This is a genomic window from Bifidobacterium sp. M0399 (genome assembly GCF_016100595.1).
Lineage (GTDB): Bacteria > Actinomycetota > Actinomycetes > Actinomycetales > Bifidobacteriaceae > Bombiscardovia > Bombiscardovia polysaccharolytica.
Genome location: NZ_JACFSD010000001.1, coordinates 1,084,337 through 1,109,625 on the forward strand (window position 1 = coordinate 1,084,337; position 25,289 = coordinate 1,109,625).

21 protein-coding genes and 1 tRNA gene are annotated in these 25,289 nt (G+C 59.1%); 4 read left to right on the forward strand and 18 right to left on the reverse strand.

Features of this window, described 5'->3' with window-relative positions; translation table 11 throughout:
• Positions 1-44: 44 nt before the first annotated feature.
• The 5 genes from H3V09_RS04365 to rpmE all read right to left on the reverse strand — a co-directional run bounded on the left by H3V09_RS04365 (position 45) and on the right by rpmE (position 4,328).
• Positions 45-1,235 (reverse strand): MraY family glycosyltransferase, encoded by a 1,191-nt coding sequence (locus H3V09_RS04365; protein WP_198191061.1) that lies wholly within the window; start codon positions 1,233-1,235, stop codon positions 45-47.
• Positions 1,232-1,891, reverse strand: a complete 660-nt coding sequence (locus H3V09_RS04370; protein WP_198191146.1) for an L-threonylcarbamoyladenylate synthase — start codon at positions 1,889-1,891, stop codon at positions 1,232-1,234. The genes H3V09_RS04365 and H3V09_RS04370 overlap by 4 nt, the downstream gene beginning before the upstream one ends.
• Before the next feature lie 76 nt (positions 1,892-1,967).
• Positions 1,968-2,927: a peptide chain release factor N(5)-glutamine methyltransferase gene (gene prmC, locus H3V09_RS04375; protein ID WP_198191062.1), complete on the reverse strand. Its 960-nt coding sequence runs from the start codon at positions 2,925-2,927 to the stop codon at positions 1,968-1,970.
• Positions 2,924-4,012 (reverse strand): peptide chain release factor 1, encoded by a 1,089-nt coding sequence (prfA, locus tag H3V09_RS04380; RefSeq protein WP_198191063.1) that lies wholly within the window; start codon positions 4,010-4,012, stop codon positions 2,924-2,926. The genes prmC and prfA overlap by 4 nt, the downstream gene beginning before the upstream one ends.
• Positions 4,013-4,115: 103 nt before the next feature.
• Positions 4,116-4,328: a 50S ribosomal protein L31 gene (gene rpmE / locus H3V09_RS04385; RefSeq protein WP_015022244.1), complete on the reverse strand. Its 213-nt coding sequence runs from the start codon at positions 4,326-4,328 to the stop codon at positions 4,116-4,118.
• 208 nt (positions 4,329-4,536) lie between these two features.
• Here rpmE and H3V09_RS04390 point away from each other — a divergent pair, with 208 nt between their 5' ends.
• On the forward strand, positions 4,537-5,310 hold the full coding sequence (locus H3V09_RS04390) for a (S)-acetoin forming diacetyl reductase (RefSeq protein WP_144177517.1): 774 nt from the start codon (positions 4,537-4,539) through the stop codon (positions 5,308-5,310).
• Positions 5,311-5,387: 77 nt separating this feature from the next.
• Here the strand turns inward: H3V09_RS04390 and H3V09_RS04395 are convergent, their stop codons facing one another.
• Positions 5,388-6,599: a MalY/PatB family protein gene (locus H3V09_RS04395; RefSeq protein ID WP_198191064.1), complete on the reverse strand. Its 1,212-nt coding sequence runs from the start codon at positions 6,597-6,599 to the stop codon at positions 5,388-5,390.
• 71 nt (positions 6,600-6,670) lie between these two features.
• Entirely contained in the window at positions 6,671-8,176 is a 1,506-nt protein-coding gene (locus H3V09_RS04400) for an amino acid permease (protein WP_198191065.1), read from the reverse strand.
• Between the two features lie 159 nt (positions 8,177-8,335).
• On the opposite strand from H3V09_RS04400, the gene H3V09_RS04405 reads away from it, so the two are divergent.
• Complete coding sequence (locus H3V09_RS04405; RefSeq protein WP_198191066.1) at positions 8,336-9,157, forward strand: helix-turn-helix transcriptional regulator; 822 nt, start codon at positions 8,336-8,338, stop codon at positions 9,155-9,157.
• A gap of 1,027 nt (positions 9,158-10,184) precedes the next feature.
• Here the strand turns inward: H3V09_RS04405 and H3V09_RS04410 are convergent.
• The 3 genes from H3V09_RS04410 to H3V09_RS04420 all read right to left on the reverse strand — a co-directional run bounded on the left by H3V09_RS04410 (position 10,185) and on the right by H3V09_RS04420 (position 12,673).
• Positions 10,185-10,258 (reverse strand) — tRNA-Ile (locus H3V09_RS04410).
• Between the two features lie 70 nt (positions 10,259-10,328).
• Positions 10,329-11,957 (reverse strand): peptide ABC transporter substrate-binding protein, encoded by a 1,629-nt coding sequence (locus H3V09_RS04415; protein ID WP_198191067.1) that lies wholly within the window; start codon positions 11,955-11,957, stop codon positions 10,329-10,331.
• An 89-nt stretch (positions 11,958-12,046) separates the two neighbouring features.
• Positions 12,047-12,673, reverse strand: coding sequence for an ECF transporter S component (locus H3V09_RS04420; protein WP_110425669.1), 627 nt, complete (start codon positions 12,671-12,673; stop codon positions 12,047-12,049).
• 303 nt (positions 12,674-12,976) lie between these two features.
• Here H3V09_RS04420 and ettA point away from each other — a divergent pair, with 303 nt between their 5' ends.
• Both ettA and H3V09_RS04430 read left to right on the forward strand, forming a co-directional pair.
• On the forward strand, positions 12,977-14,653 hold the full coding sequence (gene ettA, locus H3V09_RS04425) for an energy-dependent translational throttle protein EttA (RefSeq protein ID WP_024626701.1): 1,677 nt from the start codon (positions 12,977-12,979) through the stop codon (positions 14,651-14,653).
• 39 nt (positions 14,654-14,692) lie between these two features.
• Positions 14,693-15,607: an acyl-CoA thioesterase gene (locus tag H3V09_RS04430; RefSeq protein WP_198191068.1), complete on the forward strand. Its 915-nt coding sequence runs from the start codon at positions 14,693-14,695 to the stop codon at positions 15,605-15,607.
• A 105-nt stretch (positions 15,608-15,712) separates the two neighbouring features.
• On the opposite strand, the gene H3V09_RS04435 is transcribed toward H3V09_RS04430, so the two are convergent.
• The 8 genes from H3V09_RS04435 to H3V09_RS04470 all read right to left on the reverse strand — a co-directional run bounded on the left by H3V09_RS04435 (position 15,713) and on the right by H3V09_RS04470 (position 25,274).
• Positions 15,713-16,267, reverse strand: coding sequence for a DUF3180 domain-containing protein (locus H3V09_RS04435; protein ID WP_110425671.1), 555 nt, complete (start codon positions 16,265-16,267; stop codon positions 15,713-15,715).
• The gene (locus tag H3V09_RS04440) at positions 16,264-17,346 is read right to left on the reverse strand and encodes a dihydroneopterin aldolase (RefSeq protein ID WP_198191069.1); all 1,083 of its coding nucleotides are present in this window, start codon (positions 17,344-17,346) and stop codon (positions 16,264-16,266) included. The genes H3V09_RS04435 and H3V09_RS04440 overlap by 4 nt, the downstream gene beginning before the upstream one ends.
• An 82-nt stretch (positions 17,347-17,428) precedes the next feature.
• Positions 17,429-19,543 (reverse strand): ATP-dependent zinc metalloprotease FtsH, encoded by a 2,115-nt coding sequence (gene ftsH, locus H3V09_RS04445; protein WP_198191070.1) that lies wholly within the window; start codon positions 19,541-19,543, stop codon positions 17,429-17,431.
• On the reverse strand, positions 19,540-20,142 hold the full coding sequence (hpt, locus tag H3V09_RS04450) for a hypoxanthine phosphoribosyltransferase (protein ID WP_121913543.1): 603 nt from the start codon (positions 20,140-20,142) through the stop codon (positions 19,540-19,542). The genes ftsH and hpt overlap by 4 nt, the downstream gene beginning before the upstream one ends.
• Entirely contained in the window at positions 20,129-21,238 is a 1,110-nt protein-coding gene (gene tilS, locus H3V09_RS04455) for a tRNA lysidine(34) synthetase TilS (RefSeq protein WP_198191071.1), read from the reverse strand. The genes hpt and tilS overlap by 14 nt, the downstream gene beginning before the upstream one ends.
• 19 nt (positions 21,239-21,257) lie before the next feature.
• The gene (dacB, locus tag H3V09_RS04460; protein WP_198199034.1) at positions 21,258-22,685 is read right to left on the reverse strand and encodes a D-alanyl-D-alanine carboxypeptidase/D-alanyl-D-alanine endopeptidase; all 1,428 of its coding nucleotides are present in this window, start codon (positions 22,683-22,685) and stop codon (positions 21,258-21,260) included.
• 115 nt (positions 22,686-22,800) lie between these two features.
• Positions 22,801-24,432, reverse strand: a complete 1,632-nt coding sequence (locus tag H3V09_RS04465) for a hypothetical protein (protein ID WP_198191073.1) — start codon at positions 24,430-24,432, stop codon at positions 22,801-22,803.
• On the reverse strand, positions 24,429-25,274 hold the full coding sequence (locus tag H3V09_RS04470) for an ABC transporter ATP-binding protein (RefSeq protein WP_198191074.1): 846 nt from the start codon (positions 25,272-25,274) through the stop codon (positions 24,429-24,431). Before H3V09_RS04470 ends, H3V09_RS04465 begins: the two co-directional genes overlap by 4 nt.
• Positions 25,275-25,289: the final 15 nt, after the last annotated feature.

The window sequence follows — 25,289 nt, forward strand, 5'->3', positions numbered from 1 at the left end:
TTGACCGTTAACGGTACCGTGTCCGTACTATTTCATCCAATGAATCAGTCGTCCTCACCCTTAGCGTGTCGGTTCTTGTGGTGCCAGGGCGGTCTGGCCGCATGCCGCGAGCCTTGCGCGGCGAGAAGGGCGTTCTCGCGCCTGATTTCGGGAAGTCGACGGCGGTAATAGGGGTAGAGGGTGGCGAAGGTCAGCAGTATGGCGGCCAGTGCCAGACCAATCAGGACATATCTCAGACGGAAGAACAGGATAAAGAGCGAACCGAAGGCGATCAGGGCGGCCCAGCCCCAAAGAATAAGGACAGCGGAACGAACCGTGTGACCGATGCGCAGCATACGGTGGTGCAGGTGCATGCGGTCGGGATGCATGGGTGATTGCCCGTGGCTGAGCCGTCGGATGATGGCCAGGCACATGTCCAGTACAGGCAGGAAAAGCACCAGGATGGGCAGAAGAATCGGCATGAAAGCCGGCAGATAGATGCTGGCATGAATAGTGGCCGGATCCAATCGGCCGGTGACCACAATAGAGGCGCAGGTAATCAGGTATCCCAGCAGCATGGATCCTGAGTCGCCCATGAAGAGCTTGGCCGGATGCCAGTTGTGCAGGAGGAAACCCACGCAAATGCCCACCATGGCCACGTCGATCAAGGTGGCCAGTGAGGCGTAGTCGGGCGAGATGCGGGCGATGATATAGGAGTAGATGGCGAAGGCAATGCCCCCGATGGCCACAATGCCTGCAGCCAGGCCATCCAGTCCGTCCACAAAGTTGACCGCATTGATGGATGCCACGATCAGGAATGCCGTTATGGCCATGGACAAGCTGGGCGAGGCCGCCACCAGGGATCCCAAAGGCAGGGAGATGATCTGGATACCGCCCCAGGAGACGAAGACTGAAATCAGCAGCTGGCCAGCCAGCTTAAGCATCCAGTCCAGGTCCCAAAGGTCATCGGCTATACCCAGCAGGCAGATGGCGACTGCCCCGGCCAGAATAATCCAGGCCTGATGCCCGGACTGGAAGAGGCCCGTGATGAAGGGAATGCGGGATGCGAAGCACATAGCCACGGCAAAGCCGATCAACATGCCCAAGCCGCCCATCCGAGGGGTGGGCACCTTATGTACATCGCGAGCGCGAACCACGCCCACGGCACCAACCCGAATGGCGAGATGACGGACCATGGGCATGACCAGCCAGGTGGCCCCGCCAGCTATGGCAGCGATGAACAGGTATACCCTCACTGGCCCTCCCCTACGTCGGTTTGGTCCGACAGAAGTGCACGGACCCGGGCCTCGCCGATTACGCCTTGCCGCAGCACATGTATCCCATCAGGATCAGTCTTATCGGCTTCCACCACTGTGCTGGCCACTGAGCCAGGGGTCGGCCCCCCGTCCAGATAAAGGTCGACGCTATCACCCAGCTCGGCTTTGGCCTGCTGGACGGTCTCCACACTGGGATTGCCCGATCTGTTGGCACTGGAAGCCGCCAAAGGGCCGGTCACCTGCAGGAGTGCGCGGCAGATGGGCGAGTCAGGCACTCTGACGGCCTGGGTAAGACCATCGGGCTCCATCCGAGGAGTGCGCAGAGGGCAGGACTGTCCTACAAGGGCAATGGGCGAAAAAGGCCCCGGTAGGAGCGCACCAGCCAGGCGATCCAGAGGTGCGGGCAAGCGGAGGTCCAGCTTATCCATGGCCTCCACTCCATCCAAAAGCACCTGGATTGACTTTGTTCTGGGACGATGCTTGGCCTGGAAGAGCCGATCGATGGCCGCATCGTTGCATGGATCGCAGACGATGCCATAAACCGTGTCGGTAGGAATGACCGCCAGCCCCCCGGCAGCCACCACCCGGGCCAGCAACTGCGGCGACCGACTGTCATAGGTCATCACCCGGCTCATACCCTGCATCACGACCTTTCGGCTCGACATGTTCATGTGACCAGCTACTAATCTATCCCAGGACCACGGCAGGCCGCTAGGAAGCAAAGACTGGCCGCCGAGCGGTAAGGTAGCGGTCTCGGCCGGCCAGATCCTGATGGGTGCATGCCTCAAGGTACCCTCGCTCCTGTGCGGCAGCAACCATGGCCGGTCCCTGACAGGCATCATGTTCCATAACCAGCAGACCACCGGGAGCCAACAGGATTTTGGCCCTGTCCAGAATGCGGCAGGGCAAGGCGCACCCGTCAGCCGAACCACCGTAGAGGGCCAGATCTGGATCCCAGTCACGCACCTCGGGCTGGCTAGGAATCGCATCCAGGGGGACGTAGGGTGGGTTGCTGATAACCAGATCCACATGGGCATCCAGATCAGACAGGGTGGCGGGATCCGTGGCATCAGCCAGCAGCAGCTGATAATCGGATCCAGCCTCCCGGATAGCAGCCTCCTGAGCGGCGGCGTTCATTGCACCCCACCGATATGCCTGCTCGTCTACCTCCGCGGCCCGGACCCGCACCCCTGGAACCTCTATGGCCAGAGACAGCCCGATGGCCCCGCTGCCAGAGCACAGGTCCACCGCCAGTGGATGATCCATTCCAGCCAAGGCATCCACTCCCGCCTGGACAACCGTTTCAGTCTCAGGACGAGGGATAAAGACCCCCGGTCCCAGGCGAAGATCCAAATAACGGAAGTAGGCATGGCCAAGAATGTACTGCAGGGGTTCGCGTCCGGCTCGCCTTTGCAGATAGGACTGATAACGTTCAAGGGCCGCCGACTGGGAACCATCAGTGTATGTGCGACCAGCACCTTTCGTCAGCAGTTCCTCAGCAGTCCAATCCATAAGCAGAGCCTGATCCAGCTGGTGCAAATCACACCGCAAAGCATCGGCTAGCAACAGCCTGGCATCATTGATCGGAGTAGACACACCCGCCTGGGCCAGCAGGCGATGGCCCCTATCAACCAGCTCTGCCAGACTGGCCCCGTGCTCCTGCTGATTCACTCCTGTGATGCCATTCTGCGGGCCTCGTCGGCCTGAATATCGGAGTCGATGACAGCCTGCAGGTCGCCGTCCAGCACCTGTTCCAGGTTGTAGGCCTTGTAGCCGGTGCGATGATCCACGATCCGGCTCTCGGGGAAGTTGTAGGTCCTGATGCGCTCGGACCGATCCAGGGAACGAACCTGGGAATGACGCATGTCGGCGGCCTGGGCAGCCTCCTCCTCGTGCTTCATGGCCAGAAGACGGGACTTGAGTACCCGCAGGGCAGCCTGACGATTCTGTATCTGGGATTTCTCGTCCTGCATGGAGACCACGATGCCGGTGGGGATGTGGGTCATACGCACAGCGGAGTAGGTGGTATTGACGGACTGTCCTCCTGGGCCGGAGCTCATGAAGATGTCAACCTTGAGATCCTTAGGGTCAATCTCGATCTCGTCGTCGTCCTCATCGGCCTCCGGAAAAACGATGACTCCAGCGGCTGAAGTCTGAATGCGGCCTTGGGACTCGGTGACGGGAATGCGCTGGACCCGATGGACGCCGCCCTCGTACTTGAGCGAGGCCCAGACGCCGTCGGCAGGAGCTACCTGACCGCGAGCGCGGATAGCCAGCTGGGCATCCTTGACTCCTCCCAGCTGGGTGCGGTTCTCACTCATGATCTCGGTGGTCCAGCCACGTTTTTCGGCATACCGCACATACATGCGCATCAGATCGCCGGCGAAGAGGGCCGCCTCCTCGCCGCCGCTGCCGGCCTTGATCTCCATAATCGTATCGCGGCTGTCATCGGGATCACGCGGAATAAGAGCTGTACGCAGATTCTGCTCCAGGTCCGGTATCCGGTCAGCCACGGCTTTGGCCTCTTCGGCGAAGTCAGGATCCTCCCGTGCCATCTGTTCGGCCGCCTGACTGTCCTCCAAGGCGCTTTGGTAGGCCTTATAAGCTTCAACGATGGGAGCGAGTTCAGCATGTCTGCGGCCCAATTTGCGGATCTGCGCCGGGTCTGAAGCCGTTTCGGGCTGACTCATCTGCTTTTCCAGGCGACCGTACTCCTCGACGGCAGCCACCGCCGCCGGAAACTGCTCCTCGCTCATCTACACCCTTCCCGTCCGCTCATCCGCATGGTTCAAGTCATAAAAAACGCCAGTCCCCACCGGGCATAGCAGAGCGACCCGGAAGGGACTGGCGTTGGAAGTGCTACTTGGTCCTCTTGCCGTAACGGGCTTCGAACCGAGCCACGCGACCACCGGTATCCAGAATCTTCTGCTTGCCGGTGTAGAAGGGGTGGCAGTGCGAGCAGACATCAACCGTCATATGATCGCCGGGAGCGGTCGAACGGGTGATGAAGGTATTGCCGCACGAGCACGTGACCTCAACGGGATGATAATCGGGATGAATTCCCTGCTTCATGGTTACTCCTAGATTCAAGGGCCCCGGGTCGACCGCCCCTGTGGCGGACGTGAACCGGCAACCGCGTAATAGTCTAGCGCAACCCGGGGAAAATACGACCCCCTTGCGCCACACGCCGAATCCACCAACCCGGAGCAGCCAGTCGAGCTTCCTTTAGAATCGAACAGTCGGACCGGCCGGCCCGACAAGGCAACAAAGGAGGGCAGCAATGCAGCAGGAAGTAGCGTTCGTTACCGGGGCGGCTCAGGGGATCGGCGAGGCTATTGCCCGTCGGCTCGCCAAGGACGGGTTCGCCGTGGCCGTGGCGGACATGAATACAGACAAGGCCCAGGCTGTGGCCGACTCCATCAATCAATCGCACGGGCGGGCCATGGCCGTCACCCTGGACGTGACCGACCGTGTCCAGGTGCGCTCGGCCGTCGAGAAGACCGCTACCACATTGGGCGACTTCAACGTGATCGTCAACAACGCCGGTCTGGGTCCGACCACCCCCATCGAATCCATCACCCCCGAGCTGTTCGACAAGGTTTACCACGTAAATGTGGCAGGAACCATCTGGGGCATGCAGGCCGCTGTTCAGGCCTTCCGCGACCGGGGCCACGGGGGCAAGATCATCAACGCCACCAGCCAGGCCGGCGTGGTGGGCAACCCCAACCTCATGCTTTATTCCTCCACCAAGTTCGCCATTCGAGGCCTGACTCAGGTAGCTGCGCGTGATCTGGCCAAGGAGGGCATCACCGCCAACGCCTACGCCCCCGGCATTGTCAAGACGCCCATGATGATGGACATCGCTCATCAGGTGGGGGTCAACGCCGGGAAGGATGACGAGTGGGGCATGTCCACCTTCTCGGACGGCATCGCCCTGGGACGGCTTTCCGAACCGGAGGACGTGGCCAATGCCGTGGCCTTCCTGGCCGGGCACGACTCTGACTACATCACCGGCCAGACCCTGATTGTGGACGGCGGCATGCAATTCCAGTGAGTCTGCAGCAAGGATTCGCTCACATATGATGGACCCCCGCTGATCGGTTCCGCCCGACAGCGAGGGTCCATGATCATTCAGGCGTTGAAGACGTACTTGTCCAGACGGTCCATAGCCTCCTGGACGCGGCTCAAAGGCAGGGCCAGGTTCATGCGGATGGCGCAGGGAGCCTTGAACTGCCGCCCATCCTGAACGGCTACACCCACATCCCAGGCACGCTTGAGCAGCTGATCCAAGCTCAGATCGTGGTCCTTGCACCATTGCGTGCAATCGAGGAAGAGCATGTAGGTGCCCTGGGGCTTGGAAAGCTCGACTCCCTCGAAATGCTGCCGGATGTAATCGTAGGCGTAGTCCACATTTCCGGTCAGGACCTCCCGGAGTTCGTCCACCCACTCCTGGCCCTGGGGCTTGTAGGCTCCGATCAGGGCATGCATGGACAGAACGTTCATGTCGTTGTAGTGGGCCTTGGATCCCTTGGCCACAATCCTGTCGCGCAGGTACTTGTTATAGATGATGTGGTAGGAGCCGACCAGCCCGGCCAGGTTGAAGGTCTTGCTGGGCGCATAGAAGGCAGCCGTCCTGTTGCGGGCATCCTCGCTGACCGACTGGGTAGGGATGTGCTTGTTGCCTGCCAGGATCAGGTCTGACCATATCTCGTCGGAGATGACCACGCAGTCGTTCTCCTTATATACCTCCATGGCCTTCTCGATCTCCCACTTCTCCCAGACACGGCCGCAGGGGTTGTGCGGGCTGCAGAAGACCGCCACATGGATGTTGTTCTCCTTGAGCTTGCGGTCCATGTCCTCGAAGTCCATCCGCCAGACGCCCTGCTCGTCCTTCTTCAAGGGGCTGTGCACGATGTGGTAGCCGTTGTTCTCGATGCACATCGTGAAGCCGACATATGTCGGGCTGTGAAGCAGCACAGCATCGCCAGGAGCCGCAAAGGCGGTCAAGGTGGAAACCACTCCGCCCAAAACCCCATTCTCATAGCCGATGGCTTCGGCCGTCAGGCCCTCCACGCCGTTACGGGTCCGCTGCCAGTTGATAATTGAATTGTAGTAATCATCACTCGGATCGAAGTAGCCGAAAGCCGGATGCTTGGCACGCTCAATGATGGCCTCGGGAATGGTCGGCACAGTTGGGAAATTCATGTCGGCCACCCACATGGGAATGACATCGAACCCCTCCTTGGGCGGTTCGGGAGCGAAACCAGGCTGGGCGCCCAGACCGTCAACCGCAATGGCATCCTTGCCATGCCTATCCATGATGCTGGTAAAATCGTAGGTCATTGTATTCCTTCCATGTTTTGGCCGGACGAACCGACCGTCTTTTTCAGTTAGCCAGATCCTCGGCGATACGATCAGGAATCCGCCATGGCCTCATGACCCTCGCCTGAAAGTGTAGCGTCCAAATCCGCTTCTCCGATAGTGGGCGCCGGTTTGCCCAAGTCTTCATCCGAAGTTGTCTCAGTCTGCTTGTTGCTGCTTCTGCGTTGAAGAACGAACAAAACTGCAAGGAGAATCATCCAGGGTATGGTCACCAGGTAGCTGATTCTGTATTCCGGCATTATTGCCATCATTATCATGACCAGCCCCATGAATGCGAGCGCATAGAAATTGCTGAAGGGGTACAGAGGCAGCTTGAAGGTCAGCTCGTCCTCTTTGCCCTCACGGCGCTTTATCGAACGGAAGTGATACTCGCTGACAAGCTCTGCCACCCAGCTGAAGACCAGCATGAAGACCGTGATCGATGAGAAAAGTGCGAATGCACGCTCAGGAAGAACAGCCATCAGCGCTATGCCTACCAGCTGCATAAGCACTACAGTCAGCACGCTGACGTATGGAATCTTCTTCTTTGACACCTTGGAGAGTATAGAGGGAGCGCTGCCTTGGAGCGAAAGGTTGTAAAGCTGACGGCTGTACATGAAGATGCCGCTGCTTACGGCGCTCAGGGACGCGGTAATGACGACAAAGTTGATGATGGAGGCCGCAGCCGGGATACCCAATGACGCGAAGACACGGACAAAGGGAGAACCCACACCCTTCATTTTATCCCAGGGCCACATGCACAGGATCACAAAAGTGGATCCCAAGTAAAAGAGGATAATGCTCCAAAACACCCCGTTGACGGCGCGAGGCATGGTTTTCTTGACATCTTTTGCTTCACCTGCCGTATAGGCGACCGACTCCGAGCCTCCAAAGGCAAAAGCCACCATGACCACAGAAAACAGCAGCCCGGACAGGCCATTCGGCATGAATCCATCGACTGTCAGGTTTTTAAGCATGACTGGATGCCCGCCGTTGCCAATGCCGGTGAAGATGATAATCAGGCCACCGATGACCATAACGACGATGGTGACTACCTTCACGGCCGAAAGCCAAAACTGCGACTCGCCATAGAAGCTGACGGATATCAGGTTGATGACCCCCATCAGCACCATGCCAATCAAGCCGCTGGCCCATATGGGAAAGGAGGGAAACCAAAACTGGACATATTTCCCCAATGCTGTAAATTCCGCTCCTGAACCAGCCACGCAGCCGAGCAGACTGGTCCAACCTATTGCATACCCCACGAAAGGATGAATATATCTACTGGCATACGATACGGTTGCACCTGATACCGGTTCAGCAGTGGCCATTTCGCCCACTGCCCGACAGACTACAAATATAGCAGCGCCTGCCAGTGCGTATGCCAGCAGAACGGATGGACCAGCATAAGATATCGCCCCGGAGGACCCGTAGAATAGGCCGACTCCGATTGCCCCGCCAATCGCCATCATCCCCATCTGCCGAGTGTTGAGGCTGCGTTTCAAATCCTCATCTTCATATTTCTCGGCCGAACTGGATTGCGAATCAGATCTACTCATGTGCAGCACCTCCTCCTTGAGTTGTTTATATTATTTTATCACATCAATAATATTTTGTCTTTAACAAAATAGCTTTTTTGTATTGTGATAGAATTCCTTCTACATGTCGGCATTGTTTCCTGTTGCAAATACAGATCGTCAGGGGGAAAGGAATGCAATATGAACGGAGCAGAGAACATCTCAACATCCCTACGACCCTTTATTCCCTTGGTAGACTTCCTAGGCGAGCTATTGGGACATGACACCGAGGTCGTTCTGCAGGACGTAAAGGACTTCTCACACTCAGTCGTTGCAATCGCCAACGGACATGTCAGCGGACGCAAAGTAGGCAGTCCCGCCACCGACTTGGTTCTGAGAATCTGGCAGAACCGCGAATACGAACATCGAAACTACCTGGTCCGTTATGCTGGCTACACGCATGAAGGCCGCCCTATTGTCTCCTCCACCTTTTTCCTGCGCAATACAGGAGATCAGGTCATCGGTTTTCTCTGCATCAACTTTGACAATTCCATCTTCAAAGAGACCAGTAAAGCTCTGCGAACAGCTAGCGACTATCTGGATTCCATCAGTTCCAGCGGATCCCCATTCCCTACACATCGCATCATGAGAGATCAATCGGATTCTGACACACAAACTGTGGATACGCCCGATGAGCATGGCAATGCAATAATTCAGAATGATGCATCTGTTCAGCAGGCGGTCACCGATGGGACGCATGAAACCCTATCCGTGAACGCGGAGGATCTGACAAACCAGCACATCCAAACATTTGTAGCGGAACACAGGGTTCAGCCCGAGCGGATGAACAAATCAGAACGACTGAAGCTCATCACCGACCTTGACGATTCGGGTATCTTCCTGATCAAGGGTGCAATAGATACCGTGGCTGGTGCACTGGGCATTTCAGCACCAACGGTGTATAGATACTTGCACTTGATCAGAAAGGAAAAGAGAGAAAACAAGGAGCAGCCTGCCGAGTAACATCAATAAGAGATCTGAGGCCAACGGTTGATCATTTATGGACCAATAACACTCTTCTGTTGAAATATTCGCAACTGAAGATGTACCCAGCCGAGGATCATCGTCTAGGTGTCAGTCATATTCATGCCAATAAGTGGTTATGCCTGGATTTTGAAGTCCAAGAATGAACATACCTTCGGTTTCTGAGGGCCCAATATATTCAAGGGCGCCCCTAGAAAATAGACCCGACGAAACAATGCGAGCTACCCTATTGATTCAAGCAAGCAGGTAGCTTGTTTAGTAGGCACGTGCCGCTTGTCCTCTTCAGCCAGGAGGAGCGGAGATGCGCAAACCGCTCTGCCCGAGGCCAGCAATCTTTTCATCAAATCCATCTGACCGGAAGCACGGTGACGGCACCCTTCTCAGCTTTGACACACCCCCTCCAGGGTGTATGATTAAGAACAGATATACGGGGGACGTATACACGATGGACCTACAGGGACTGAATTATCTTCAGTTCCAGAGGAGATGTACATGCGTATAGTTTCCCGGCATATGCCGACGGCTCTGACTCGAGCCCGTCCCGTATTCTTTTCCCTGATAAATTCTCATACTTAGCGGTTCTACGGAAACGCTTCCGGATTATTGTGGCATGCGCAGATTTTATGGCTGTCTACGTATGCACGCTTGGGGCACCGAGAAGTGGACATACACCGAGGGTGCTCTATGATCCGATATAAAAAACGCGCCTAGCTCTTTTCCCCCGGCTTACATGTGAAGCCATACATATTTGCATCGGTGAATCATGGATGCTAGAGCTAGGCAGCGAGAGGACGGCCCCGACAATAGCCGGGGCTAGTCCTTCTACTAAGACTATCAAGAAAGTTCGGTGCACAACACCTAGTCCTTCCACTGGCAGTCATTGAAGACGCGGACCAGTGTTGAGCCAAGTTACCCAATTGACTTTGGGATGAGAGACCTTGATCTCCTCTATTCAATCTATTAATAAAGCCCCGGAAGTTAAAAATTTCCGGGGCTTGCTCTTCTGTGGGGCCTCAGGGGCTTGAACCCTGGACCGAACGATTATGAGTCGTTTGCTCTAACCGACTGAGCTAAGGCCCCAGGCCGATCGTACCGGCCAGAGTCATGGTATCAAGACGACTCGTCATCAGCCAGGTCCGGATTGTCGGACCTACTTGGTGACCTGGTTATAGACAGGCAGACCCATGTATCCGAAAGGAGCCTGGCGAACCTGCCTGCCGGCCACTGCTGAGACCTTCCTGTACCAGAGCGGCAGTACCGGAAGGTCCTTGAAGAGAACGGCCTCGGCCTGGCGGTAATCCTGCATGGCTTCGTCCTGATCGGTCTTGGAGGCGGCGCGGGAAAGAATGGCATCATATTCCGCGCTCTTGTAGTCCCCATTGTTCAGACCCTTGCCATCGGCCTGGCTGGAGGCATACCCTTGAACCAAGTAGCCTTCGGGGTGGGGATAGTCCGAGGTGATGCCCGAATTGAAAATACTGTTGACCTGACGGTTATGAACTGCCGTATTGAATTCCTTGCCCGTAGGAAAGATATTTGGTTCCGTCTTGATGCCTAGAACCTGGGCATACTCGTGCAGAACCGCATCAACCCAGTCCTTGTCGGTCCCGTCAGCACTGTATGCGATGCGAATCGTGCCCTCCCAGGGGGATATGGCATCAGCCTGCTTCCACAACCTACGGGCCTGGTCCGGATCGTGGCTCAGCACTTTTTTGCCTTTGATGTCGGAGGCATTCCCCTTGATGGTTGGGGCCAGGAAATCAGTGGCCGGCGTAACTGAACCAGCGAAGACCTTTTCGGCTATTTTCGTGCGATCCAGGGCATATGACAGGGCTGCACGGCGAAGAGCGCCTTCCTGCCCCTGGAAATGCTTCAAGCCTTGCGGGATGGTCAGCGACCGGAATGCCGGCCCGGGCTTGATCAAGGGCTGCAGGCCCGAATCGGTATGGAAGGTTTTCAGGCGGGAGACCGGAACCGTATCGAGCACATCCAGATGGCCGGCCTCAACATCGGCATAGGCAGCATCAAGACTCTGGTAGTCCCTGAACTCCAGGCTTCCGTTCCGAGCCTTGCGCGGTCCCTTGTATGTAGGATCCTTCTGCAGCTTGATCCCCTGATTGGGCACCCAGGATTTGAAGCGGTAGGGCCCGTTCCCGATCGGTTTCTTGCCAAAGGCCTTGATGTCCTTGTAGGCGGACGCCGGCAGAGGAAGGAAGGCCACATCACCCACCTTGTAGGGGAAGGAGGAATCCGGCTTGCCCATGGTCACCTCCAGGGTCAGATCGTCAACCACCCGAAGACCCGACAGAGGGGCTTTGGGGTCGCCGTGCTCATCCTGGACTTGCTCGTACCCGGCGATGGTCGAAAAAGCCGAGGCACCCAACTGCCCATTGGCTGCATTCGCCGCAAAAGACCAGGAATCTGCATAGGTCTTGGCTGTGATCTTCTCCCCATCGCTGAAGGTGAGTCCTGGTTTGAGGACAATCGTGTACTGGCTTGCATTCTCATTGGGTGTAATCGATTTGGCCTCGACCAGGGTCATCCCGCCTTTGTCGTCGAAGGTGACCAACCCATCGAAGAGCTGAGTCACCACCTTCCAGCCTGCGGTGTCGTTGGTGCTGGAGGGAATCAAGGGGGCCGTAGGTTCGGCATTGTTGACGCTGATGGCGGCCTGGGGGTCGACCCGGTCTTCCTGGGGAGCCGGGGAGGTGCCGCAGGCGCCCGCTGCCAGAATGAACGGAAGTATCGCTGCTGCGAGGTAGGAACGAAGCTTGGTCATAATAGGACCCTTCCTGCCCGGTACGGGCTGTCACAGCTTCACAAACAATCATATGGTCGATACAGTCGGTCTGACGAGGATACCGATCTTCAGACCTGCCTGACATCCTGACCGGATGCCAGCCGATCCAGAGCACCGGTGCGGCCGATGGCCCGGAAGAGGAACCAGCTGACCAGTCCAGCCAGAACCACTCCGCTGATCAGTTCACAGATGGTGCCGATAATCCCCCTCGGACTGAGGAGGGAGACCCCCTGATAGTAAAAGGCCAGGAGAAAAGCGTTGTACACCAAAGCTATCAGAATACCCCCCAAAACGGTCGTTCCCAGGGTCCACCGGCGGTAACGAAATATTCCGAAGGCCAGTTCCGCGCATAGGGCCTCGACAATGGCCTCCACCAAAATCATCGGCACGTTATAGGCATTGCCAGGCAGAATCTCGACCAGAACGCTGATGACGCCAACGTAGACGGCTGCGCCTGGCTTGCGCAATATCAACAGGGAAAGGGTGCAGGGAAAGTAGAAGACCCCATGCAAAAGGGCCGCCGCCCCAGGAAGCAGGGCCGTCATCAACGGGAATATCCACGAGGCGAGCAGACTGGCCAACCAGTAAATCAACCCCGACACCGCGCCCAGGCCTGCGCCGACCGCAATGTCGAGCGGCCTCCAGCGCAGCCGATGAGCTACGGAAATCTGACCCTGTTGCTGTTTCACCGTCATTGATGCTTCCTTACGACCGTCATGCAGTAGACGGCCCATTCCTCATGCGCACAGCGATAGGCCGGTACCTGCCAAGCCGGCAAGGGCCCGTCCGGCGCTCCTTGACCTGCGCATGCCGGGCGGGAACGTCGACTCAAGGCTACCCCGACCACAGCGGCAGAACCAGGGTCTGGTCATAGGTCTTGTTTATAGGCGGCCATCCATCTGCCTCACCTTGCTTATCAGCCCGGCGCATAAGTCAGAAGTTCCCACTACCATGAATGCAGTTTGCACTGTCTTTCTATGGTTCTGTGAGGTAGCTTCTTGGCCGAATTCATTTATCAGATGATCAAGGCGCGCAAGTCCTTCGGCGACCGCGTCATCCTGGACGATGTGACCCTGAGTTTCCTGCCCGGCGCCAAAATCGGCGTGGTGGGCCCCAACGGCATGGGCAAGTCCACCCTGCTGCGAATCATGGCCGGCCTGGACACGGTCAGCAACGGTGAGGCACAGCTCACCCCCGGCTATACGGTAGGCATCCTCCAGCAGGAGCCACCGCTGGACGAAGACAAGACCGTGGGCGAGAACATTCGCATGGCCTTCGGCGACATCATGAGCAAGGTGGACCGCTTTAACCAGATCGGCGAACAGATGGCCGACCCCAATGCCGATTACGATGCTCTCATGACCGAGATGGGTCAGCTTCAGGAGCAGATTGATGCAGCCAACGGCTGGGACCTTGACTCCCAGCTGGACCAGGCCATGGATGCCCTGCAGTGCCCTGACCCGGACACTCCTGTCTCGGTCATCTCTGGAGGCGAGCGCCGCCGTGTAGCTCTATGCCGGCTTTTGCTTGAAGCCCCCGACCTGCTGCTGCTGGACGAGCCCACCAACCACTTGGACGCCGAGTCCATCCTCTGGCTGGAGCAGTACCTGCACACCTACAAGGGTGCCGTCCTGGCAGTGACCCACGACCGGTACTTCCTTGACAACGTGGCCGAGTGGATCTGCGAGGTGGACCGCGGCCACCTCTACCCCTACCAGGGCAACTACTCCACCTATCTGGAGACCAAGGCCAAGCGTCTGGAGGTCCAGGGGCAGAAGGATGCCAAACTGGCCAAGCGTCTTAACAACGAACTGGAATGGGTCCGGTCCTCCCCCAAGGCCCGGCAGGCCAAGAACAAGGCCCGCCTGGAGCGTTACGAGCAGATGGAGAACGAGGCGCGGAACAACAAGAAGCTGGACTTCTCCGAGATCCAGATTCCGCCGGGGCCCCGCCTGGGCTCCAAAGTGCTGGAGGCCGAGCACATCCATAAAGCCTTCGGTGACCGCGTCCTGATCGACGATCTGAGCTTCACCCTGCCTCGAAACGGCATCGTGGGCGTCATCGGCCCTAATGGTGTAGGCAAGTCCACACTCTTCAAGACCATCGTGGGCCTGGAACCACTGACATCGGGCACCCTGGAGGTCGGCGACACAGTCAAGATTTCCTACGTAGATCAGAACCGCGAGGGCATCGACCCCAACAAGAACCTCTGGGAGGTGGTCTCCGGAGGGCTGGACTTCATCGAGGTCGGCGGTGTCGAAGTGCCTACCCGCGCCTATGTGGCCTCCTTCGGCTTCAAAGGCTCGGATCAGCAGAAGCCTGCTGGCGTCCTGTCGGGCGGCGAGCGCAACAGACTGAACCTGGCACTCACCCTGAAGCAGGGCGGCAACCTGCTCCTCTTGGACGAGCCCACCAACGATCTGGACGTGGAGACCCTGGAAAGTCTGGAGAACGCCCTGCTGGCCTTCCCCGGCTGCGCTGTGGTCATCTCCCACGACCGCTGGTTCCTGGACCGAATCGCCACCCATATCCTGGCCTGGGAGGGCACGGACGAGAATCCGGCCTCCTGGTATTGGTTCGAAGGCAACTTCCAGGCCTACCAGGAGAACAAGGTCAAGCGTCTGGGCGAGGAGGCCTCCAGGCCCCACCGTATCCACCGCAAGCTGACCCGCTGAATAAAGCAGATTACAAGAGAGCAAGGGACCGGGGGAAGCATGAGCACCGAGGATGAACCGCTGACTCGAGCCATCGCTGCGCTGAATCTGCAGGAACAGCAGCACACTGATGGCCGTTCCAGCTTTCGGGGCGAATCGCTGGACTTCCCCACAGGTCGCCTTTATGGGGGCCAGTTGCTGGGACAAGCCATCATGGCCGGCGGGCGGACCGTGCCCGAAGGACGACTGCCCCACTCGATGCACGCCTATTACTTGCGCACCGGACTGCTCAGTCAGGACGTTCAAGCGGAAGTCGAGATCATCCGCGACGGGCATTCCTTCTCCTCCAGACGAGTTGATCTGCACCAGGGGGAACGGACCATCCTCAACGCCCTGCTCTCCTATCAACAGGTCGGCCAGGAGGGTGTCCGCTATGACGACCCCATGCCCACGGGTCTGCCCGATCCGGAGGATTTGCCTGGCTCCCGGGAACTGATGGAGCCCTATGCCGACCAATCCCCTTTCGCTGACTACTACGCCCATCAGAGCCCCTTCGACATGCGCCATGTAGGCGGCACGGTCCTGCTGGAAGATGCGGATGATGCACAAAATGGTAATTCCAAGGATGACAGCAGGAGTCGCCAGGCCGTTTGGAGCCGCACCCAGGGAAGGGCCGACCTGGACCCGCTGATGCGCCGGGCATTGCTGGCTATGGAATGCGATCAAATCATGATGGAACCCGCCCTGCGTCGTGCCGGACTAAGCATGACCACCCCGGGGATTTCCTTCGCCTCCATCGACCATGCCATGTGGTGGTACCAAGATCTGGACCCCTGTGACTGGCACTGTTTCATTCAGGAGTCCCCCGTAGCCGACCATGGCCGCAGCCTGTGCCTAGCCAAGGTCTACAACCGTCGGGGCGATTTGGCAGCCTACATGGTTCAGGAAGCCATGATTAGGGTGCCCAAAGACTGAGCTTCCACTAGGTCATCGAGTATTCTCACAGCAAAGGATCAACAGCCTGGTCGGCAGCAAGCCGACCAGCTTCAGGAATGTCCTCAGCACCGCCTTGGACGCTGTTCAGCGGTGTCTTTTGCCTGAATCAGTTTTTATCTCCGCCCTATCAGCGGTATCGGCCGCATCGGGCATGGGTCTTCGTGAGGACTTGCGCCGATCGGGGTTCTCGGGCCCGTCGTCCGGAGGCAGTTGGCACAGCCACTCCCCCACAGCTCCGGCCACCACATCGATCAGACAGACAAGGGAGGCCACCAGACACTCCTGCATGACCCGTGTGTAATAGGGCGCGCCTGCATGCCCCATGCTGATCAGTGCCTGACTGCCATACCAGCCCAACAGGGCAGCACAGGCAACGCCCAAGGCCTTGCTCATGATCAGCACATTGACCGCGAAGCGCAAATCCATCTCCTTGCGGTCTCCCTTGGCATAGCGATGCACCTGGAAGGCCATGATCAGGATGGCCACCCCCAGAAGGAAGAGCAGCACGCTGACCAGCCAGGGAACCCCCATGAGATCCGTCCTGGTGGACATACCGAGTTCTGATATACCGGCACCTCCCATCAAACCCAGGATCAGGGCGACCAGGTAGTGCACGAGCGGGGTGCGGCGGGCCCTCATGACAACCCGTCCAGAATCCAGTCCTCCGAGACCAGGCTGATGCGATCACGGTCAGGAGCACGGTTGGACAGGCTTGCCAGACAGGATCCGCCAGCCCCAGGCAGGCAGTGTTCAGGCTCCAAATAAGCCCAGGGAATCAAAATGCGCGATGGCGCATCAGCAGCCAGCAGAGGCGGATGGTTTTGCGAAGACAGAGCCGAACCGTCCAATGTCTCCACTTCCACTACATCGGCATCCAGTCCACCCATCTGTCTGATAGGAGCGGCCACCATGTCCAGGGCCGACCGCAGCTCCTCCAGACTCAGCGGTGTCTGCAGGATAACCACGGCCGATAGGCGCTGATCCCCCTGATCGTCCCGGTAGGCATATAGGGGCGAGATGCCAACCAGCTGACTGCCAGGGATCCCGTCCAGGGCTGCAAGAGCACGGAGCATGGTCAGCCGGTCGGTTCCCGATGCCCCTTCCAGCGCAATCACATCACGCATCAGGAGGCCTTGCGGTTGAGCGCCTTCAACGGTCGACTGACTGGACACCTCGTTATCATTCTCCAGATCTGAGGACAGGTCGTTCTGCGTAGAAGAGGTCACAGGATGACGCAATCGCGCCTGCGCAGCATGAACGGAATCGGCCTGACCAGACAACAGGAGCGAGGGATGCCCTAGAGCAGCATTCCCGGCGCCGCTGACTCGTCCAGACTCCAAGCTGCCAGGGTTGCCCTCCAACTGGTCGTCGGCAGCTCGCTCCAAGGTGACGCCCACCTGAAAATCGACCCCTGTTCCCTGGTCAGCGCCCAGACGGGTGACTGTGACGCGGGTGCGACGGATCTGGTGGGAGAGCAGGATGGAATCAGCTACCTTGGCGGTCAGAGATTCCAGAATCTCGTTGGCCGGCTCATTTTGGATCAGGTTTACAATCCTACGGACAATCTGCACATAGTCCACGGTCTGAGTGCCGTCGTTGAGTCTGCCTGCCTCACTCAAATCCAGGTAGAGGACGGCATCGACCTGATAGCTGAACCCAGGCTTCTGCTGGTCATGCAGGGGTGCGACCTTGATGGAGCTCAGACGAATGGAATCCATGATGTACGCTCCTCCCTTGCCTTGGAACATTCACTGCCACACGGCCCGGGACCATATGCAAGGCACCGAGCCGGTGCAGAATTCAGTGCTGGTCCTCTGTGGACGGCCCGTTTACGCTGCGCCTGAGTGCCTCGGGAATCTCCACGGGGGGCTGCTCGGAGTCCGGCCGATCTGGTGCAGACAGCCAGAGCTGACGCTCCGGAGCCTTGCGCAAGCCAGCGAAGACCGCAGCCAGCTCGTCCTTATTCAGGGTCTCTTTGACCAGGAGCTGCCGAACCAGTTCGTCCAGCACGTCACGGTTCTCGGTGATGATACGCCAGGCCTCTTGGTGGGCCGTCTCGATGAGATTGTGGACTTCCTCATCGATGGCCTCGGCTGTCTTCTCCGAATAGTTGTGGGGCTTCAAGGCATCGAGCCCGGCATCCTGGTCGTTCTCGTCAGCCCACTTGATGGCGCCAAGCTTTGACGAGAACCCATATTGCAGGACCATCTGTCGGGCGATGCTGGTGGCCTTCTCGATGTCGTTGGAAGCGCCGGTGGTTGGGTCATGGAAGACCACTTCTTCTGCCACTCGGCCGCCCATAGCGTAGGCCATCTGGTCCAGCAGCTCGTTGCGGGACTGTGAATAGCGATCTGTGGTAGGCATGACCGCGGTGTAGCCCAGGGCGCGTCCACGCGGCAGAATGGTCACCTTGGTAACCGGGTCAGTATGGTGCAGAGCAGCAGCCACCATGGCATGACCGCCCTCGTGATAGGCGGTGTTGCGCATCTCGGCCAGAGCCATGCCCTTGGTCCGCCGCCGAGGTCCGCTGAGTACACGGTCGATGGCTTCGTCGATGGCCCGATTGTCGATCAGCTGGGCATCGGAACGCGCAGTCAGCAGGGCAGCCTCATTGAGCACGTTGGCCAGGTCGGCGCCGGTAAAGCCGGGCGTACGCACAGCCACAGTGTGTAGGTCCACATCCGGCACAAAGGGCTTGCCCTTGGCGTGGACCTTGAGGATGGCCTCACGGCCCTCCAGGTCTGGGGCCTCCACGGCCACTTGACGGTCGAACCGGCCGGGCCGGAGCAGGGCCGGATCCAGAATGTCGGGGCGGTTGGTGGCTGCAATGATGATCAGGTTGGTGTCGTTGTCAAAGCCGTCCATCTCGACCAGCAGCTGATTCAAGGTCTGCTCGCGCTCGTCGTGGCCGCCGCTCATGCCGGAGCCGCGCTTGCCGCCCACGGCATCGATCTCGTCGATGAAAATAATGGCCGGTGCATTCTTCTTGGCCTCGTCGAACAGGTCACGCACTCGGGAGGCGCCCAGACCGACGAACATCTCGACAAAGTCGGAGCCTGCCATGGAGTAGAAGGGCACGCTGGCCTCGCCGGCGATGGCCCTGGCCAGCAGGGTCTTGCCGGTTCCAGGAGGACCATAGAGCAGGACGCCACGGGGTATGCGGGCGCCCAGAGCCTTGTACTTGGAGGGATCCTTGAGGAACTCCTTGATCTCCTCCACCTCCTGGACAGCGGCTTCCTCGCCGGCCACATCCGAGAACTTGGTCTTGGGGGTCTGCCCGTCGTTGAGCCGGGCGGAGTTCTTCTTGCCGCCCATGCCGAACATGCCGCCACCGGCCGCCGAAGACATTCGCGAGAGCAGGAACCAGAAGACTCCCAGAATGATCAGCATGGGCAGGATGGACGAGATCAGGTAGCTCATCATGCTGGTCTGCGGCACCACCGAGTTGTACCCCTCGGAGGGCTTGGCCTTCTCTACGGCCTTGACGACCTGCTCCCCCTGGGCCTCCACGTAGTAGAACTGCACGTCCTTGCCGAAGTTCTTGGAGGTGCGGTTGCCGCGGAAGCCAGGTACATCCTTGACGAAGTCGCTATTGAGCTTGAGCTCGACGACCTGCATCTTCTCGGTGATCTCGGCTTTCTTGACCATGCTGCTGCGGTCGTTCAGCAGCTCCAGGCCATCCTGGGTGTCGATGGTCTGGGCGCCGTTCTGGCTGCTGAAGAAGCCAAAGATGGCCAGGATGATGACCACAGCCAGAATCCCCCAGAGCCAAGGGGAACGCCAGAAGGAGCGGTTGCCCCCGTTGGGACCAGAACCGTTGTTGCCTAGGTTGAAGTTGAAGGGGTTGTTCCCCTTGTCACCGTTGTCCCTGCCTCCGTTGGGCGGACCCTGCTGCGGTCCCTGCGAGTAGCTCATGACTGCTCCCCCTGATCCTGATGATCCTGTTCCTGGGTCGGGTCCATGTATTCCTCGGACCTGAGTACGGCTATCGAGTCAAGATTACGGTACTGCTCGTCGTAATCCAGCCCAAAGCCCACAACGAATTCGTCGGGTATGGCGAACCCCGGATACTTGACATCCACCTCGACCTCGTGTCGCGAGGTCTTGTCCAGCAGAGTGAAGATCTCCACCGATGCAGCTCCCCGCTCCTTGAGATGCTCAACCAACCAATGCAAGGTGTAGCCGGAATCGATAATATCCTCAACGATCAGAATATGCCGTCCGCGCACATCGCAGTCCAAATCCATCCTGATATCCAGGTCCCCCTTGGAAACACTGGTCTTGCCGGCCGGATAGCTGGAAATGCTCATGAACTCGATCTGAACCGGTATGGTGACGGCCTGTGAGAGGGCGGCGAGCGTGTTGAAAGCCCCTTTGAGCACGGCCAGCATGATTGGGTTTTTGCCCTGGTAATCCCGGCTGATCTGCTCAGCCGTCCGATTGATCAGATCCTCTATGCGTTCTTTGGACACCAGTTCATGGTCGATATGGGATTGAATATCAGCGATGCGCATGGTCCCCATCATTGCATATGAGAATGACTTGACCCTTACGGATTGCTGTATGGGAGCTGGGAAAGCGGGGGCCATGCTGGCCGTGCCAACGGCAGACTAAATCATCCAGGGCCCGGACCTGCACGGCCGTGAACCTTATGTCCAGCTCGGTCAGCACCTGAGCCAGCAGGCGGGTACGCAGAGCCGGATGACAGTCGGCCAATCCGCGGGCATCCAAGCAGACCAGAACCCCTTCGGCCTTTTGGTCCAAGTCAGGGCTCGCAACCAGCCGCTGGTAGAGTCCATCCACCTGGGAGTCCAGGTAATCCTGATCCAGACGGGCCATATCCGCACCCAGAGCAAGGCGACGGACCATGTCCCGGCCAGCGAAGCGATTCAAGGCAGGCAGCAGGTCATGACGGATCCGCGAGCGCAACGGCAGCGTCTCGGGAAGCGTACAACCAGCCGGCTGATCGTCGCCGTTGGTGGGGTCGTCCCACCAGTCGATCCCCTGCTGGCGGCAAATGGCCGTGGTATCTTTCCGGTCCAAATCCAGGAACGGACGCAGGTAACACATTCCTCCACGCTCTATACGCCGAGCCATCCCGGTGATGGCCTCCAGCCCCTGGGAGCGAATCAGGCCAATCAGCACTGTCTCAGCCTGATCATCACGGGTGTGCGCCAGGAGGACGGCCCTGGCGCCCAACTCAAGGGCCTGCCCGGAGAGGGCCTGGTAACGGGCTGCACGGGCATCGGCCTCAGGGCCAGCCGAAGTGACAGGCACATCCACTCTGGTGACGCGGACCGGATCCAATCCCAACTCCCGGCAGGTTCCAGCCGCGCACTCGGCAACCCGATCCGAATCAGGAACCAGACCGTGATCAATCAGCAAAGCCCCGCACCGCAGACCGGTCATATCGGCCACCAAATGGGCCACGCAGGCCAGGGCCAGGGAATCCCGGCCTCCAGAGCAGGCCACCAGAATCAGTGGAGCATCCGGATCGGGCCGGTGCACCCCGTGATGGGTGAACCGCCGGTCCTGCAGGCCCAGGCCCTCCCGGTCCAGGGTCGAACGCAGGAGCCCCACCGCCTTTTTCATCTCCGCTGAATAGACCATGGTCCAGGCGTCCTCCCGTTCAGAGCCGATCCAGGGATCCGACCAAGGTGTCCACAGCCTGCTGGGCAGCAGCCACATCCTCGGGATCGTTGACGACTACAGCAAAGACCAGAACACCGCCTGAGCGTCGAATCACATTGCCTGCCAGTGAAGTCACCTGATCCAGGGTGCCGGTCTTGACCCGGATCAGCCCGTCGGCCTGATTGTCGATTTCGCGTCTGGCTGCCGTGCCGGTCAGCCCCACCACCGACAGACCCTTGACCAGGGGGGTCAGCCCCTTCTCGGACAGGGCCAGCTGCTGAACATCCACCAAGGTTCCCACCTTTAGGCTCGAGCCAGGGGTCAGCCCCGAACAGTCGGCCATGTTGAGGCCCGCAGTGTCCACACCCAGCTTGTTCAGCGTGCTGGTCACAGCTTTCACAGCCCCGGCTGGGCTGTTGGGCATGTCCAGGGCCAAGGCGGTCAGGCGGCCGAAAAGCTCAGCCAGGCTGTTGTCGGAATTGCGTAGCATCAGCGACATGATCTCGCTGAGCCGTGCCGAGCTGATACGGGCCAGAACCTTGCCCTGGGCATGGTCGGTCCTGGCTGGCTCCTGCGCATTGTCCACCTGAATCCCCGACTCCATCAGGCGACTGGCAAAGACCGCTGCAGCAGCCCCTGCCGGATTTTGAACCCTGGGCAGGTAGACACCGCCTGCATCTGGATAGGCAACAGGCTCGGCCTGTCCCTGCCTGGCCTCATCCACGGCCATAGCGACAGGCTCCTGGAAGTAGATTCCATCAGCATTGTTTTCTTCGATTCCCTTCGGCGCCCGATCGTCGCCGAAAAGCGTGTCCTGGTAAGCCAAGGTCACTCGGCCGACCCCCTGCTTGTGCAGGGCCTGGGCCGTCTTCACGGCCAGAGTTCCCAGTCCTGCCCGGCCGTTGACGTGCAGGGGATCGTCCTTGCCGGCGCCTAGCAGCATATCGCCGTGACCGCGTAGAGTCAGCGTCGCCTGCGAGGAGGAAGAGGAATTCAGAACCGCCTCAGTATCCAGCTGGGAGGACATATCCAGAACGGAAGCGGCTGCGGCTGCGGTCAAGGTCTTCATGGTGGAGGCCGGCTGGCGTGCCTGGTCGGCGTTCTTCTGAGCAAGCACCCGTCCGTCAGCCTGTCGCACAACCAGCGAGTATGCATTGCCTATGCCCGGTGTGTCGGCGAAAGCGTTGACCAGCTGCTGGACCTGACCGGCATCCACCGCGGACCCGGGCTTGTTGGCGGCGAAGGTCGGCGGTTCGCCCATCATGACAGCAGGGGGGACCGAAGAATAACTGGTCTTGGACAAAGTCAGCGGTCCGGGCACCAGGTCAGCCAGATCCATGCAAGCATAGCCGACGACCAGTATGACAGCCACAAGCATGGCCAAGGCCACCCGCCAGCGTCGCTTGATCTGACGACGGCGTGTCATGCGCTGCTGATGTCTGTCACCCAATTGCTCTCTCCCGGACTTGCATTCGCCAACCGAATTCGGCTCGGTTCGGTCGGCATCATCCAACTAGCCTAGTACTGGTCCTGTCGCTGTCTCAGGACTGCAGAGAGGCATAGCGATCCAGAGTCAGCAGAATGGCCGACTGACGACGATCGAAGATCCGAGACCCTAAAGCGACACCTACGGCAAGCACAACCAGGCCGTTCGCCAGTGCGACCGGCACAGGCAGCCAGAGCGGAAGAACCCCGCCCGTGGTCATGGCCAGCAATGTCACCAAGAAGGTGGGCAGCATGATCACCAGGCTAGCCAGCAACTGCAGTATTGGCAGGAAGCCTTGGGCAACAGCACGTCCCTGCGGTGAGGTGAAGGGCTGGTCCATAGAAGGTACCGGATAGATCAGCAAGGCCGAGAAAATCTGGGCAACTCCCAGCCCAGACAGGAGCAATCCTACGGTCACAGCCAGCATATCCAAGGAGATGATCAGATCTCGCCCGCCCTTCATTGCCCCGGAAAGTGTCAAAGTCACCAACCCAAGCAGGAGCATGCAGGGCAGAGCCACACTCAGATGGCTGCGGACACGGGACTGCCGGTCTTCACGACCCTTCACTCCCGACGCTATCTCCATACGCAGTGCGAGCCCATCGTAGGCCAAGGCGTTGCCCTCGGGAATCTCCAGCATCAGGGCGCCCAAGATCGGTCCCAACCATAGCAACATGGGCATCTGGCGGAAGATCACCGCGTATAGAATCACCACGACAAGCAGAAGCGGATAGCTGGCAAGCTTGCGGGGATCCTGACGAAGATAAATCAGCAATCGCGCGGCCATGGCATCCACAGTGTCCCGGGACCGGCCCAGCATCCCCAGCCCCTTGGGTGCACCCGACCGTTCAGCCCTCGCCCCGGCGTACAAACGGTCATGACGCAGACACAGCATGCCGATCATGAAACAGAGAGCCAGGGTGACCAGCTCCATACACAGCCGTCCGAGCAGAGCCCACCATGATCCCGAAAGGAAATCCTCCGGCAGGCGGACAGCGGCACCCAGTGGCGTCCAGGCCAGTATGTCGGCCGCGGACTTAAGGGAGTCAGTGTCGACTGCCATGCCATCCATGATCCCGCTGTCCAGCAGAGAGGGCAGCAGACACAAAAGCATGATCACCACGGTGACCAGCAGATAGAGCCCGGATCGGGAGCGCTGAGAAACCATCAAGGTACCGACCAGGTCCAAAACAGCCCGGGATAGGGCCAGCATCACCATGACAGCCAGGAGGGCGGCGACCAAAGCCACGATCGCGGCTCCGACACCCATGCGGGCATAGACGGCAGTCAGGGCCAGGAAGCAGACGAGGCCAGTCAATCCCGTAGGCCCAGTCAGCCCGGCCAGGTAGAGCCCCACTTGCAGCTGGCTGTCAGGAATCCCGTAAAGGACGAATCGCGAGGGGCCCAGGATCGACCCCTGGCCCAGGAAGGCCAGTTGAATCAGGACCACTCCCAGAGTCAACCCGACCAGGAACAGGACCAATAAGGTTCCCATACGCTGCCGGTTGCCCGAACCGGCACTGGGCAGCCAGCCTCCCAGTGTCAGTGAAGCCTGCCATGAAGCCAGGCAGATGCCTATGACCATGAGCAGACTGATGATGGCTCCGACCATCTGCCAGGAGGAATGCTTGATCGTGCTCCAGGTAATGGACCAACGCATGGCGATGATGGTGGATGCCGTGCTCATTCCGCCTCCCGGTCTTCCTCGGATCCGGAGCCGTTCAGCCAAGCGATTCGCTTAGCCTGGTGACGGCCGCCGACTAGCTCCAGGAAGCGATCCTCCAGATCCTCGCCTGCAGCGACCTGGGCCACCGTGCCATCAGCCCGAACCAGACCATGGTCGATGATGGCCACATGGGTGCACATCCGCTCCACCAGAGCCATGACGTGCGAGGAAATGACCACTGTTCCCCCGGTATCGACATACTCGGCCAGGATGTCCTTGAGATTGGCGCTTGAGACTGGGTCAACCGATTCGAACGGCTCATCCAGCACCAGGAGTCTAGGAGAATGAATCATGGCTGTGGCCAGGCAGATCTTCTTGGCCATGCCCGATGAATAATCACAGACCCGCTTGCCGCCGGCATCAGTCAGGTCGAAGGCCTCCAGCAGGTCCCTGGCCCGGCCCAGCGCCTCACTACGCGGCATCCGTCTAAGCATGCCCGAATAGACCAGCAATTGCAGACCTGTCAGCCTGTCGAAGATCTGATCACCCTGGGGCATGACGCCGATGATCCGCTTGGCCGTATCCACGTCTGACCATACGTCCCTGCCCAGAATCATGACATTGCCGGAGTCGGGCACCAGAAGTCCGGTCATCATATTCAGCGTGGTGGTCTTCCCTGCGCCATTGGGGCCGACTATCCCATAGAAGGACCCCCTGGGGATGTCCAGAGAGAGGGCGTTGACAGCAGGCCGACCCTGGTAGCACTTAACCAGGGCGCGAATAGAAACCGCTGCCTGCGGATCCGGCGGAGGGACCACTGCCGTCTGGGCGGTCATGCTGGTTGCTTGCACTTCATCGGACATGGCCTTAAGTCTACT